Here is a 12,679-nt window from a genome sequence, read left to right as displayed (position 1 = left end):
CTCGTGCTCGGTCACTGCGGGGGGACCGCCGTGCTCGCGATCGGTCACTGCGGGGGATTGCCGTGCTTGCGGGCCGGGCGCTCGGCGTGCTTCGTGCGCAGCATCGCCAGCGCGCCGATGAGGACGGACCGCGTCTCGGCCGGGTCGATCACGTCGTCGACCAGACCGCGCTCGGCCGCGTAGTACGGATGCATCAGCTCGGCCTTGTACTCCTTGACCAGCTCGGCCCGCCTGGCCTCGGGATCGTCGGCCTCCGCGATCTGCCGCCGGAAGATGACGTTCGCGGCGCCCTCGGCGCCCATCACGGCGATCTCGTTGGTCGGCCACGCGTAGGTCAGGTCGGCGCCGATCGACTGGGAGTCCATGACGATGTACGCGCCGCCGTACGCCTTGCGCAGGATCAGCGAGATCCGCGGGACGGTCGCGTCGCAGTAGGCGTAGAGCAGCTTCGCGCCGTGCCGGATGATGCCGCCGTGCTCCTGGCCGACGCCCGGCAGGAACCCGGGCACGTCGAGCAGCGTGACCAGCGGGATGCTGAACGCGTCGCACATCTGCACGAACCGCGCGGCCTTCTCGCTGGCCTCGATGTCCAGCACTCCGGCCAGCGTCTGCGGCTGGTTGGCGACGATGCCGACGACCTGTCCGTCGAGCCGGGCCAGCGCGCAGATGACGTTCCGCGCCCAGCGCTGGTGCACCTCCAGGTACTCGCCGTCGTCGACGATCTCCTCGACGACCTTCGCCATGTCGTACGGCCGGTTGCCGTCGGCCGGCACCAGGTCGGCCAGCGCCTCGCAGCGCCGGTCGGCCGGGTCGTCGCAGGGCACCTGGGGCGGGTTCTCCCGGTTGTTGCGGGGGAGCAGCGAGAGCAGGTACCGCACCTCCTCCAGGCAGGTCTCCTCGTCGTCGTACGCGAAGTGGCAGACGCCCGAGGTCTCCGCGTGGACGTCGGCGCCGCCGAGCCCGTTCTGCGTGATCTCCTCGCCGGTGACCGCCTTGACGACGTCCGGGCCGGTGATGAACATCTGCGAGGTCTCGCGGACCATGAACACGAAGTCGGTGAGGGCGGGGCTGTAGGCCGCGCCGCCCGCGCACGGGCCGAGCATCACGCTGATCTGCGGGATCACCCCGGACGCGGCCGTGTTGCGCCGGAAGATGCCGCCGTACCCGGCGAGCGCGGTCACCCCCTCCTGGATGCGGGCGCCGGCGCCGTCGTTCAGGGAGACCAGCGGCGCGCCCGCCGCGATGGCCATGTCCATGATCTTGTGGATCTTGGTGGCGTGGGCCTCGCCCAGCGCCCCGCCGAAGATCCGGAAGTCGTGCGCGTACACGAAGACGGTACGGCCCTCGACCGTGCCCCAGCCGGTGACGACACCGTCGGTGTACGGCTTCTTCGCCTCAAGACCGAACCCGGTCGCCCGGTGCCGGCGCAGCTGCTCGACCTCCTGGAAGGAACCCTCGTCGAGCAGCAGACCGATCCGTTCGCGGACGGTGAGCTTGCCCTTGGCCTTCTGGGCGGCGGTCGCCTTCTCACTGGGGCCGGCGAGCACGCGTTCGCGTAGTCCGGCCAGTTCCGCGACGTGGGGCCTCATGTCTCTCCCTGGGGCGAGGGGACTGGTTCCGCTGTCACCGGCGGGTGCCCGTCGGACCCGACGATCGTGGCAACGGGGGCTGACCGAGAGCTGACGGACCGCTTACGCGCGTCAACCTCGCCGGTCATCAGGCGGGTTGGAGGAGCGAGGGGATACGGGTGTCGCCGGTCAGGGCCGGGTCGTGGGAGAGGATCGCGTTCTCCACCTTGCGCAGCGCGGGGGAGGGCTGGATGCCCAGCTCGTCGTCGAGATGGCGGCGCATCCGGCGGAACACGTCCAGCGCGTCCGCCTGCCGGCCCGACCCGTACAGCGCGATCATCAGCTGCTCGCAGAACCGCTCCCGCAGCGGATGACTGGTGTGCGCGTCGCTCAACTCCGCGAGCACGGAGGAATGGTGGCCGAGCCGCAGCTCGGCGTCGAACCGCAGCTCCATCGCCCGCATCCGGTACTCCTCGTAGCGGGCGCCCGCCAGCTGGCACAGGGTCCCGCCGGGGAAACCGCCGAAGACCGGACCGCGCCACAGAGCCAGCGCCCCACCCAGCAGCCGGGCCGTGTCCGCCGCGTCGTGCGGACCGGACGACTCCGCCTGCCGCACCGCGCGGATGAACTCCGCGGCGTCCAGCTCGCCCTCGCCCACCCCGAGCCGGTAGCCGGACGGGTGGATCGTCACCCTGGACGCCAGCCGGTCCGGCTCCAGCTCGCGGAGCCGGCGGCGTAACCGGCTCACATGGGCCTGCAGGGCGTTGGCCTGGTGACCGGGCCCGCTCTCCCCCCACATCTCCTCGACCAGGGCCTCCCCGGACACCGGCTGACCCTCACTGACCAGCAGCGTCTGCACCAGCGTGCGCTGCAGATCGCCGGAAATCTCCGCCGGGCCGGACGCGGTACGTATCTGCAGGGCCCCGAGAACGGAGAACCTCAGCATGTCTCCCCCTTATGACAATTCTTGGCGAGGTGATTCTTCCTGGGGTGCGATTCTTCGGGTGGTTCGTCTGGGTGGTGCCGCGTGGAAAGACAAAGACAAAGACAACGTTTCCCGGAACGTGCCGCGCCCCGGCGGGCCACGACTCCTGGACGGCCCGCCGGGGCGGTTTGCTCCGCCGGGACGGGGGGCGGCCGGCGGTTCCTGGGCGACCGGTCGAAATTCCCGACCGAGTAGGCGGAGAGGGCAGGATTCGAACCTGCGTGGGCCCCGTAGGGGCCCGACCTGGAGGCGTGCTCAAGGTCCCCGATAAGCCACTCCGGGCACCTCTCCCCGATCCCGGCTCCGGGATTTCCGTGCCGTTCACAACCACCACATTGGCAGCGCCCGCTGACGGAATGCTGACACGCTTCTGACGCCGGTAATGAATTGCCAACTGCCCTTTTCCCGGACGTCCTGACGGTGCTGTACTCGCCTCGACGGAACTCTCGAATGCACACGCTCCCGAAAGGGGAACGGGAATGACCGCGACCACCACCGAAACCGTCCAGGGCAACCCGGTTCTCGACGCCGTACGCACCCACACGGCCAGTGAGAACCCGAGTTCGTTCCTGGCGCTCAACAGCGGAAACAGTACGTTCACCGTCCCCGGCGCGGACGGTGTCGTCGTCTACCGCCGCACCGGCCGCTACGCCGTGCAGTTCGGCGGCCCGTTCGCCGCCGAAGCGGACTACGACACCCTCCTCGACGGCTTCCGCCGGTACGTCCGCGAGGAGGGCCTGAGCCTCGTCGGCGTCCAGCTCCAGCGCGCCGACGCCGAGCGCTACGCCGCACGCGGCTGCACCGTCAACCAGGTCGGCGCGTCCTGGGCGGTGAGCCTCGCCGACTTCACCCTGAGCGGCACCAAGTTCATGCAACTGCGCAACAAGATCTCCCGCGCCCACCGCAACGGCCTGCGGATCCAGGAGGTCGACGCCACCGAGTGGCAGGACGCCATCGCCACCATCGACGAGGCGTGGCTCGGCTCCAAGGGCGGCGCCCACCAACTGGAGTTCCTCGTCGGCCAGATCGGCGGCCCGGTCCAGGCCCACCGCCGGCTCTTCCTCGGCACCATCGACGGCGCCCCCGTCGCCTACATCTCGTACTCGCCGGTCTACGGCAGCCGGACCGGCTGGATGCACGACCTCAGCCGGCGCATCCCCGACGGCTCCCCTGGCCTGATGGAGGCCATCAACGCGCACGCCATCGAGGTGTTCCGCGCCGAGGGCGTCGCCTGGCTGCACTTCGGCTTCACCCCGTTCACCGGCCTCGACGCGAGCCATGAACTCGACGGCCACAGCCCCGCGTTCCAGTGGCTGATGCACGCCCTGTGGGCCGAGGGTGCCGCCCTGTACCCGGCGCAGACGCAGCTGTCGTACAAGCAGAAGTGGGCCCCGGACGTGCTCATCCCCGAGTACGTGGCCTTCGACGGCCCGCAGGCCTCGCTGCCCGCCTTCGCGCACATCTTCCGTGCCTGCAACGCCTTCTGAGTCCCCATCGGCAACACCGCACCCGACAGGAGAACCCGAGATGAGCCAGTCCACCGAAGAACTCCAGCACGCCATGGTCGAGCAGCTCATGGCCGTCATCGGCGCCCCCGACGACGAGTCCGTCGCCGAGGCCGCCGACGCGGTCGTCCGCGCCCTGGACGAGCGGATGACCGCCGAGGCCGCGGCCTGAGCGCGCCCCTGGCTGGATCAGACCGGCATCAGTGGCACATCAGCGTCCCAGGGAACGCTGGACGCGTCCGCCCGGCGGCCCGGGCTCGGGAGCACCGCACGGTGCTTCCGCCCCCACCCGGGTCCGGCGGGCGGACCCCGCACTGTGCTCCCGACCCGGAACCGCCGGGCGTCCCCTGCCCGTGACGGTGACCGCGGACGGGAGCCGACGTCGACTCGCGGCGCCCGCAGGTCTGCGGGGCAGCGGCGCCGCCGCCCGATCCGGGCACTTCTCCCAAGGAGAGCAACGCATGCAGCGTCCGCACATACAACAGGCCGGTGCCGTGGCCGCCGACGCGGGAACACGCCCCGGTGCCTCGGCGACCTTCGCCGAACTGCTCAAACGCGTCAAGGCCGAGGGCCTCCTCGACCTCGACCCCCGCTACTACGTCGGCCGCCTCGCGCTGAACACCGTCCTGCTGCTGGTCGGGTTCGCCGCGTTCTTCGAGCTGGGCGACTCCTGGTGGCAGCTGCTGACCGCCCTGTGGATGGGCCTGTGCGGCGGCCAGTCGGCGTTCATGTGGCACGACGCCGGCCACAAGGCGATGTTCCGCAGCAAGAAGGCCGCCTCCGCGGTCGGCTACATCCACGCCAACCTGGTCAACGGGGTCAGCTACGGCTGGTGGGTCAACCACCACAACCGGCACCACAGCAACCCCAACCACCTGGACATGGACCCGGACATCGGCCGGCGCACTGCCATCTTCGACATCAAGCAGTACCCCACCCGCAAGGGCACCCAGAAGTTCGTCGTCCGCTACCAGAGCGTGCTGTTCTTCGTGCTGCTGGTGCTGGAGGGCTTCAAGATGCTGAAGACGGCGGTGCTGTCCATCGCCCAGGGCAAGACCAAGCGGCCCGCGCTGGAGACGTTCCTGATCCTGCTGCGCGCCGGCGTCTACCTCGGCCTCGTCTTCACGTTCCTGTCTCCGGCCCTCGCGGTCGCCTTCGTCCTCGTCCAGCACGCCGCCCTCGGCGTCTACTTCGGCATGATCTTCGCCCCCAACCACAAGGGGATGCAGATCCGCGACGGGGAGGAGGAGACGCTGGACTGGCTGGAGCGGCAGGTCCTCACCTCCCGCAACATCCGGCCGAACCGGCTGGTCGACTTCCTCTACGGCGGCCTCAACTACCAGGTCGAGCACCATCTGTTCCCGGCCATGCCGCAGAAGTCGCTGCCGCGGGCCCGGGAGTTGACGATGCGGTACTGCGCGGAGCGGGGGGTTCCTTACCACGAGGTGGGGTTCTGGGCGTCGTACCGCGAGGTTGCCTCGTTCTTGCACGAGGTGAGTGCGCCTGTGCGGCGGGGCGATGTCGAGGAGCAGATCGCTCGACGGGCCGTGGAAGTGGGCTGATGTTTTCGCGCCGTTGGGGTGCGGGTTGGCTGTCGGCTGCCGGTGCGTCGTGGCTGGTCGCGCAGTTCCCCGCGCCCCTTTGGGGCGCGCCGTCGTGCCGTTGGTCATAGAGATCCCCAACTCCCCTTTGTCGCCCTCAAGGAGCTGCTCCCCATGTCTCAGATCACCGCCTCCGTGGGCGGTGTCACCGTTCCCGGGTCTGTTGGGGCCCGGTTGGATCGGATGCCGATCACGCCGTTGCATCGCAGGCTGACCGCGGTCATCGGGGTGGGGCTGTTCTTCGACACCTTCGAGAACAACCTGTCCGGCACCATCGGCAAGGTGCTGCAGAGCGACTTCGCGTTCGGGACGACCTCGCTCAAGCTGGTGCTGGCGTCCGCGTTCGTCGGTCAGTTCGTCGGGTCGCTGACGCTCGGCCGGATCGCCGACCGGTTCGGCCGGCGGCGGGCCTTTCTGATCAACCTCGGTATCTACTCGGTGTGTTCGCTGCTCGGCGCCGTCTCCCCGAGCGCCGCCTGGCTGATCGTGGCCCGGTTCCTCGCCGGTGTCGGGATCGGCGCCGAACAGGCCCTGTCCGACTGCTACCTGGCCGACGTGCTGCCGGCGAGGAAGCGCGGCCGGTTCATCGCGTGGGCGTACACGCTCGCCTTCTGCGGGGTGCCCGCGGTCGGCTTCGCCGCGCTGTGGCTGGTGCCGCTCAGCCCGCTGGGCGTGGCCGGCTGGCGCTGGCTGTTCGTGCTCGGCGCGCTCGGCTCGGCCGTGGTGTGGATCCTGCGCCGGCAGCTGATCGAGTCGCCGCGCTGGCTGGCCACCGCAGGCCGGACCGCGGAGGCGGAGCGGCTGGTCGAGCGGATGGAGGCCGAGGCCGCCGGCCGCGGGCTGCCGCTGGAGCGGCCGGCCGCCGAGCAACCGGTCCCGGACTCCCGGCTGCGGGACGTCTTCGGCCCGGGCATGCTGCGCCGGACCCTCGTGCTGTGGCTGTTCTGCGTGCTGTCGGTCGTCGGCTACTACGGCTTCGGCGCGCTCGCCCCGCAGATCGTCGCCGCCAAGGGCTACGGCATCGTCGCGGGCCTCGGCTTCACCGCGCTGTCCTTCCTCGGCTACCCGGTCGGCTCCGCCCTCGCCCTGCCCGTCGTGGACCGCGTCGAACGGCGCACCCTGGTCGCGCTGTCGGCCACCGCGATGCTGCTGGCCGGGCTCAGCTTCGGCTACGCGGACTCGGCCGCCCTGATCGTCGTCTGCGGCTTCGCCTACACCCTGTTCAGCAACGTGTTCTCCAGCGTCTCCCACGTCTACCTGTCCGAGCAGTACCCCACCGCGATCCGCGCCACCGCCTCCGGTGCCGCCTACTCGCTGTCCAAACTCAGCGCCGCCGCCCTGCCGTTCGCCCTGATCCCGGTCCTGGACGCGCACGGCGCGGGCGCCCTGTTCGCCGTCATCGCCGCCGCCATGGGCCTGCTCGCGGTCACCGTGCTGACCCTGGGCGAGCGCACCACCGGCGTGCCGGTCAAGTGAACCCACAAGACCTTCAGAGGAGTTGAGCATGGCCTACGTCATCGGCCTGCCCTGCGTCGACGTCAAGGACCGCTCCTGCATCGACGAGTGCCCCGTGGACTGCATCTACGAGGGCCGCCGCGCCCTGTACATCCATCCCGAGGAATGCGTGGACTGCGGCGCCTGCGAACCGGTGTGCCCGGTCGACGCGATCTACTTCGAGGACGACACGCCCGAGGAGTGGGGCGGCGACCACGCGGCCTCCAACGCCGCGTTCTTCGCCGGCCTCGGCTCGCCCGGCGGGGGCAGCTCGCTGGGCCCCCAGGACCACGACTCGCCGCTGGTGAACGCGGTGCCGCAGGGGGTGTCGGTCGGATGAGCGGCATCCTCGCCGGCAAGCGGATCCTGGTGACCGGCATGGTCACCGACGCCTCCATCGCCTTCCACACCGCGCGCATCGCCCAGGAGGAGGGCGCCGAGGTCCTCCTCACCGGCTTCGGCCGGCTCTCCCTGATCGAGCGGTTCGCGGGCAAGCTGCCGAAACCGGCCCCGGTGATCGAGCTGGACGTCACCGACCAGGACCACCTGGACTCCCTCGCCGACCGGATCGGCGAGCACACCGACACCCTCGACGGTGTCGTGCACTCCATCGCCTACGGCCCCCAGGGCGCCTTCTCCTTCCTCGACGGCACCTGGGACGACGTCTCCACCGCCGTGCACGTCTCGGCGTACTCCCTGAAATCGCTCACCACGGCCTGCCTGCCGTTCCTGGAGCGGCGCGGCGGCTCGGTCGTCGGCCTCACCTTCGACGCGGCCGTCGCCTGGCCGCACTACGACTGGATGGGCGTCGCCAAGGCCGCCCTGGAGTCCACCAGCCGCTACCTCGCCCGCGACCTCGGCGACCGCGGTATCCGCTGCAACCTGGTCGCCGCCGGCCCGCTGCGCTCGATGGCGGCCAAGTCCATCTCCGGCTTCGCCGACCTGGCCGACGTCTGGACCACCCACCGGGCACCGGCCGGCTGGGACCTCACCGACCCGGACCCGGCGGCCCGCGCGGTCGTCGCCCTGCTGTCGGACTTCTTCCCGCGCACCACCGGCGAGATCGTCCACGTGGACGGCGGGGTGCACATGACGGGCGCGTGACACCCACACGGAAAGGGGGCGGGAGTCGGACTCCCGCCCCCTTCGCGTGCGTCCGTCACTCGGTCGCGCCGCCCGGCAGGATCCGCCGGAAGCCGGTGTACGGCACCAGTGCCTCGGGCAGCACCACCGAACCGTCGTCCCGGACGCCCTGCTCCAGCAGGGCCGCCACGGTCCGGCCGATGGGCAGCGCCGAGCCGTTCAGGGTGGCCGCGGGACGCTTGCGCCCGTCGGCGCCCTTCACCCGGATGTCCGCGCGGCGGGCCTGGAAGGTGCCGCAGTCGGACACCGAGGAGATCTCCCGGTAGGCGTCACCGCCCGGCAGCCACACCTCGATGTCGTACGTCATCCGCGCCGAGAACCCCATGTCGCCCGCGGGCAGCAGCACGGTGCGGAAGGCGAGTTCGAGCCTGGTCAGGCACTCCTCGGCGTGCGAGACCATCAGCTCCAGCTGCTCCTGCGCCTCGTCCGGCGCGCAGATCCGCACCAGCTCCACCTTCTCGAACTGGTGCAGCCTGAGCACACCCCGGGTGTCGCGGCCGTACGCCCCGGCCTCCGCGCGGAAGCAGGGGGTGCGGGCGGTGAAGGCGTACGGCAGTGTGCGCGCGTCCAGGAGCTGTCCGGCCACCAGGTTGGTCAGCGGCACCTCCGCGGTCGGGATCAGGAACAGCTCCCGGTCGCCGACCTGCGTGCGGAACAGGTCCTCCTCGAACTTGGGGAGCTGCCCCGTGCCGGTCATCGTGTCCCGGCCGACCAGGAACGGCACCGACTGCTCGGTGTAGCCGTGCTCGCGGGTGTGCAGGTCGAGGAAGAAGTCGCCGAGGGCCCGCTCCAGCCGGGCGCCCGCGCCGTGCGCGACGCTGAACCGGGCGCCGGACAGCCGGGCGGCGGCGGGGGAGTCGAGGATGCCGAGGGCCTCGCCGATCTCCGCGTGGTGACGGGCGCCGGCCGCCGGCCGCGGGGCGGGACCCCCGCGCCGTATCTCCACCGCCTCCTTCTCCGAGTCACCGTCGGGGACCGAGTCCAGCGGCAGGTTGGGGATGCCGAGCAGTGCACTCGTCAGTTCGGCGGCCGCCGTCCGGGCGGCGCCCTCCGCCTGCTGCACCTCGGCGCGCAGCGCCCGCGCCGCCTCCTTCTCCGCCTCCGAGGGCGGCCCGGAGCGGCGCGCCTTGGAGACCCGGTTCAGCTCGGTACGCAGCCGGGTGACCTCCCCCTGCGTGGCCGAGCGGGCGCGCAGGGCGGCGGTCAGGGCGTCCAGGTCGAGGGTGTGGCGGCGGCGGGCGAGCCGCCGTACGGCCTCGGGGCCTGCCTCGATCAGCTCGTTGGCGTCATGCATGGCGGTCTCCTGACAGGGCGGCCGGTGCGGTGCGGGGTTCGGGAACGGCGGTGGCGGTGTGGCGGGCGCCGAGCTGCCGGTAGCGCGCCGGGTCGGCCGTGCGCAGCCGGGCCGCGTACGCCAGTCCGCCGAGCGCGACCAGCGGCAGCAGCCAGGGCAGTTCGGCGATCACCTTCGACGGGGAGCCGGTGAGCATGTCGAAGTTGCCGACCACCAGCCACACGGACGCGGCCAGCCCCAGGAAGCCCAGCAGGGGTGCGACGACCTCCCGCCACCAGCGGCCATGGCTCCCGGCGCCGCGCAGCCGCAGCCCCAGCACGGACAGCGCGGCCAGCGCCTGGAGGCCGACGATGCCCAGCGTGCCGAGGCCGAGCATGCTGGTGGTGAGATCGGCGTACGGGTCCAGCCCGGCGAGCGCGAACCCGGCGAGCACCACCGCGGTCAGCGCGCTCTGCGCGAGGCTCGCCCGGTGCGGGGAGCGGTACCGGGGGTGCTCGGCGGCCAGCCCGGCCGGCAGCAGCCCGTCCTCGCCGAGGACCTGGGCGTAGCGGTTGGCCGCGCTGTGCAGGGCCAGCGTCGCCGCGAACAGGCTGGTGCACAGCAGGATCTGCAGCCCGGTGCTGCCCACCGTGCCGAGGAAGTCGTCGCCGAGCACGAAGAACAGGTCACCCATCTGCTTGCCCGCCACCTCGCGCACCCGGTCGCCGCCGATCGCGCCGACCGCCAGCCAGCTGGTGAGGGCGTAGAACCCGGCGATCAGCACGACCGCCGCGTACGTGGCCCGGGGCACACTGCGCTTCGGGTCCCGCGCCTCCTTGCCGTACAGGGCGGCCGACTCGAAGCCGATGAACGACACGAACGCGAACATCAGCGAGACACCGACGCCGTGCCCGGCCGCCGTGTGCGGCGAGAAGGACTGGGTGGGCAGCGCGTGCAGCCCGTGCCGGACCAGGATCGCCACGTCCAGCGCGGCCAGCACCCCGATCTCACCGAGCATCAGAAGCGCCAGCACCCGCGCGCTCAGCGCGATCTCCCGGTAGCCGAGCACGGCCGTCAGCACCAGCCCGACGGCCGCGCACCACTCCCAGGACACCGTCAGCCCATGGGCCGCGAGCACCAGTTGCGTGAAATACCCGAGGGCACCGGCCAGTCCGACGGTCGCGCAGTTGTAGGACAGCAGCGCCACGTACCCGGCGGCGACGGCGGGCGGCCGCCCCAGCCCGTCGGCCACGGACGCGTAGAACCCGCCCGAGCCCCCGGTACGCCGCGCACTGACGGCATACCCCACCGAGAAACACAGCAGAGTCACCCCGGCGAACAGAAACGCGGCCGGCACCCCGGCCCCGTCCCCGAACGCGAAAGCGAGCGGCACCGTACCCACCATCGCCGACAACGGCGCGGCGGCGGCCACGATAAGAAACAGAATATGCCCGGTACCGAGCCGCCCAGCCGAGGGCGGAGAACCACTGGTGGACATACGAACTCCAGAAGAGGGGAGAGGGAACGGGGAGCAGCCGCCCACCGAACTTCTCAGCGGACGGCTGCTTGAGCGCCCCCAAAGGGGCGCGGGGAACTGCGCGATCAACCACGAACTACCCGCACCCGCGCAACAACCCGAACTACGCAGGTGCGATGGCGAGCGCAGTATTCTGACCGCCAAAACCCAGGGAGTTGCTCAACGCCAAATCAATCGGCATAGAAGTAACCCCTTGAGCCAACTTGATCTCCATCCGAGGATCAGGAATGACCAGGTTGGCCACAGGCGGCACCACCTCGTGCTCCACACTCAGCACAGCGAACGCGGCCTCGACCGCGCCCGCCGCGCCCAGCAGATGCCCGGTGACCCCCTTCGTGGACGTCACCAACGGATCCCCCCGCAGCGTCCGCTGAATCATCCGCGCCTCGGACAGATCGTTCAGCGGCGTCGACGTACCGTGCGCGTTGACGTGCTGGACGTCATCGGGATCGGCGCCCGCGTCGGCGAGCGCCGCCCGCACGGCCGCCTCGATGCCCGCCCCGTCGGGATGCGGCGACGTCATGTGGTGCGCGTCGGCCGTCGCGCCGTACCCGACGATGCGCCCGTGCACATGCGCACCCCGGGCCCGCGCGTCGGAGACCCGCTCCATCACGAGGATCCCGGCGCCTTCCCCGGCGACGAACCCGTCCCGGTCGGCGTCGAACGGGCGGGACGCGGACGCCGGATCGTCGTGCCGTTTCGACAGCGCGCCCATCTGGGCGAAGCCGGCCATGACCAGTGGGGTGATCATGGCCTCGCTGCCGCCCGCGAGCACGACGTCGCAGCGGCCGAGGGCCAGCAGGTCCCGGGCGGTGCCGATGGCGGTCGCCCCCGAGGCGCAGGCGGTGGCCACCACCAGGTTGGGTCCGGTCGCCCCGAACTCGATGGCCGTCTGTCCGGCCAGCATGTTCGGCAGTTGCATGGGCAGCAGCAGCGGCGACACCTGGCCGGCGCCCCGGTCGCGGAGCACATGGTGCTGCTCCTCGACCGTGCCCGGCCCGCCGTCGGCGCAGCCCAGCACCACACCCACCCGCGCACCGTCCCAGGTCTGCGGGTCGAGGCCCGCGTCGGCCACCGCCTCGTGCGCGGCGACCAGCGCGAACTGCACGAACCGGTCCAGGCGGTGCGCCCTGCGCGCACTCAGCAGCGACTCGGGATCGAAGCCGGGAACCCGGCAGGAGATCTGTACCGTGTTGTCCGCCAGCACCGGATCGAGGGCGGCGGCCGGCCTGCCGTCGCAGACCGCCGCCCAGCTCGGTCCGACCCCGATCCCGCCGGGGGTGACGAGACCGAGCCCGGTGACGGCGATGTCCATGCCGGCCATCAGACCTTCGCGCTCCGCTCCTCCATGAGCCGGACCATGTCGGCCACGGTCTCGGCCTCCAGGAGGTCGTCGTCGCTGATGTCCAGGTCCAGCTCGGACTTCAGCAGCAGCGACAGCTCCACGACGGCGAGCGAGTCCAGCTCGATGTCCTCGCGGGTGGCGTCCGGGGTGATGGACTCGGGCGACACCTTGAGTTTGTTGGACAGGATTTCCTTGAGCTGCTCCAGCATGTCGGTTCCTTTCGAAGAT

General features: G+C 71.2%; 12 protein-coding genes and 1 pseudogene. 6 read left to right on the top strand and 7 right to left on the bottom strand.

Annotation, left to right across the window (positions count from 1 at the left end):
- Positions 1-44 precede the first annotated feature (44 nt).
- From DBP14_RS06165 to DBP14_RS35940, 3 genes and pseudogenes are all read right to left on the bottom strand, one after another.
- Positions 45-1,589, bottom strand: coding sequence for an acyl-CoA carboxylase subunit beta (locus tag DBP14_RS06165; protein WP_129306025.1), 1,545 nt, complete (start codon positions 1,587-1,589; stop codon positions 45-47).
- A gap of 127 nt (positions 1,590-1,716) precedes the next feature.
- Positions 1,717-2,514, bottom strand: coding sequence for a BTAD domain-containing putative transcriptional regulator (locus tag DBP14_RS06160; protein ID WP_129306024.1), 798 nt, complete (start codon positions 2,512-2,514; stop codon positions 1,717-1,719).
- Between the two features lie 235 nt (positions 2,515-2,749).
- Positions 2,750-2,844: pseudogene (locus DBP14_RS35940) on the bottom strand.
- A 188-nt stretch (positions 2,845-3,032) separates the two neighbouring features.
- Here DBP14_RS35940 and DBP14_RS06155 point away from each other — a divergent pair.
- The 6 genes from DBP14_RS06155 to fabI all read left to right on the top strand — a co-directional run bounded on the left by DBP14_RS06155 (position 3,033) and on the right by fabI (position 8,257).
- Positions 3,033-4,040: a DUF2156 domain-containing protein gene (locus tag DBP14_RS06155; RefSeq protein WP_129306023.1), complete on the top strand. Its 1,008-nt coding sequence runs from the start codon at positions 3,033-3,035 to the stop codon at positions 4,038-4,040.
- Between the two features lie 40 nt (positions 4,041-4,080).
- Positions 4,081-4,230 (top strand): hypothetical protein, encoded by a 150-nt coding sequence (locus DBP14_RS35935; protein ID WP_164992259.1) that lies wholly within the window; start codon positions 4,081-4,083, stop codon positions 4,228-4,230.
- A gap of 289 nt (positions 4,231-4,519) precedes the next feature.
- The gene (locus DBP14_RS06150) at positions 4,520-5,620 is read left to right on the top strand and encodes an acyl-CoA desaturase (RefSeq protein ID WP_129306022.1); all 1,101 of its coding nucleotides are present in this window, start codon (positions 4,520-4,522) and stop codon (positions 5,618-5,620) included.
- A gap of 153 nt (positions 5,621-5,773) precedes the next feature.
- The gene (locus DBP14_RS06145) at positions 5,774-7,135 is read left to right on the top strand and encodes an MFS transporter (RefSeq protein WP_129306021.1); all 1,362 of its coding nucleotides are present in this window, start codon (positions 5,774-5,776) and stop codon (positions 7,133-7,135) included.
- 28 nt (positions 7,136-7,163) lie between these two features.
- The gene (gene fdxA / locus DBP14_RS06140; RefSeq protein WP_129306020.1) at positions 7,164-7,493 is read left to right on the top strand and encodes a ferredoxin; all 330 of its coding nucleotides are present in this window, start codon (positions 7,164-7,166) and stop codon (positions 7,491-7,493) included.
- Complete coding sequence (gene fabI / locus DBP14_RS06135) at positions 7,490-8,257, top strand: enoyl-ACP reductase FabI (RefSeq protein ID WP_129306019.1); 768 nt, start codon at positions 7,490-7,492, stop codon at positions 8,255-8,257. The genes fdxA and fabI overlap by 4 nt, the downstream gene beginning before the upstream one ends.
- A 55-nt stretch (positions 8,258-8,312) precedes the next feature.
- On the opposite strand, the gene serS is transcribed toward fabI, so the two are convergent.
- From serS to DBP14_RS06115, 4 genes are all read right to left on the bottom strand, one after another.
- Positions 8,313-9,590 (bottom strand): serine--tRNA ligase, encoded by a 1,278-nt coding sequence (gene serS / locus DBP14_RS06130; RefSeq protein ID WP_129306018.1) that lies wholly within the window; start codon positions 9,588-9,590, stop codon positions 8,313-8,315.
- Positions 9,583-11,067, bottom strand: a complete 1,485-nt coding sequence (locus tag DBP14_RS06125; protein WP_129306017.1) for an APC family permease — start codon at positions 11,065-11,067, stop codon at positions 9,583-9,585. Before DBP14_RS06125 ends, serS begins: the two co-directional genes overlap by 8 nt.
- Positions 11,068-11,209: 142 nt before the next feature.
- On the bottom strand, positions 11,210-12,430 hold the full coding sequence (locus tag DBP14_RS06120; RefSeq protein WP_129306016.1) for a beta-ketoacyl-[acyl-carrier-protein] synthase family protein: 1,221 nt from the start codon (positions 12,428-12,430) through the stop codon (positions 11,210-11,212).
- Entirely contained in the window at positions 12,430-12,660 is a 231-nt protein-coding gene (locus DBP14_RS06115; RefSeq protein ID WP_129306015.1) for a phosphopantetheine-binding protein, read from the bottom strand. Before DBP14_RS06115 ends, DBP14_RS06120 begins: the two co-directional genes overlap by 1 nt.
- Between the last annotated feature and the right edge of the window lie 19 nt (positions 12,661-12,679).

The sequence above is a fragment of the Streptomyces sp. L2 genome, from assembly GCF_004124325.1.
Lineage (GTDB): Bacteria > Actinomycetota > Actinomycetes > Streptomycetales > Streptomycetaceae > Streptomyces.
This window is presented reverse-complemented; position numbering and strand designations above follow the sequence as displayed.

Excerpts from the sequence above, each read along its gene's own strand:
- DBP14_RS06115 (WP_129306015.1), bottom strand. The coding sequence starts at position 12,660 with ATGCTGGAGCAGCTCAAGGAAATCCTGTCCAACAAACTCAAGGTGTCG.
- DBP14_RS06165 (WP_129306025.1), bottom strand. The coding sequence starts at position 1,589 with ATGAGGCCCCACGTCGCGGAACTGGCCGGACTACGCGAACGCGTGCTC.
- fabI (WP_129306019.1), top strand. The coding sequence starts at position 7,490 with ATGAGCGGCATCCTCGCCGGCAAGCGGATCCTGGTGACCGGCATGGTC.
- DBP14_RS35935 (WP_164992259.1), top strand. The coding sequence starts at position 4,081 with ATGAGCCAGTCCACCGAAGAACTCCAGCACGCCATGGTCGAGCAGCTC.
- DBP14_RS06125 (WP_129306017.1), bottom strand. The coding sequence starts at position 11,067 with ATGTCCACCAGTGGTTCTCCGCCCTCGGCTGGGCGGCTCGGTACCGGG.
- DBP14_RS06145 (WP_129306021.1), top strand. The coding sequence starts at position 5,774 with ATGTCTCAGATCACCGCCTCCGTGGGCGGTGTCACCGTTCCCGGGTCT.
- DBP14_RS06120 (WP_129306016.1), bottom strand. The coding sequence starts at position 12,430 with ATGGCCGGCATGGACATCGCCGTCACCGGGCTCGGTCTCGTCACCCCC.
- DBP14_RS06160 (WP_129306024.1), bottom strand. The coding sequence starts at position 2,514 with ATGCTGAGGTTCTCCGTTCTCGGGGCCCTGCAGATACGTACCGCGTCC.
- fdxA (WP_129306020.1), top strand. The coding sequence starts at position 7,164 with ATGGCCTACGTCATCGGCCTGCCCTGCGTCGACGTCAAGGACCGCTCC.
- serS (WP_129306018.1), bottom strand. The coding sequence starts at position 9,590 with ATGCATGACGCCAACGAGCTGATCGAGGCAGGCCCCGAGGCCGTACGG.
- DBP14_RS06150 (WP_129306022.1), top strand. The coding sequence starts at position 4,520 with ATGCAGCGTCCGCACATACAACAGGCCGGTGCCGTGGCCGCCGACGCG.
- DBP14_RS06155 (WP_129306023.1), top strand. The coding sequence starts at position 3,033 with ATGACCGCGACCACCACCGAAACCGTCCAGGGCAACCCGGTTCTCGAC.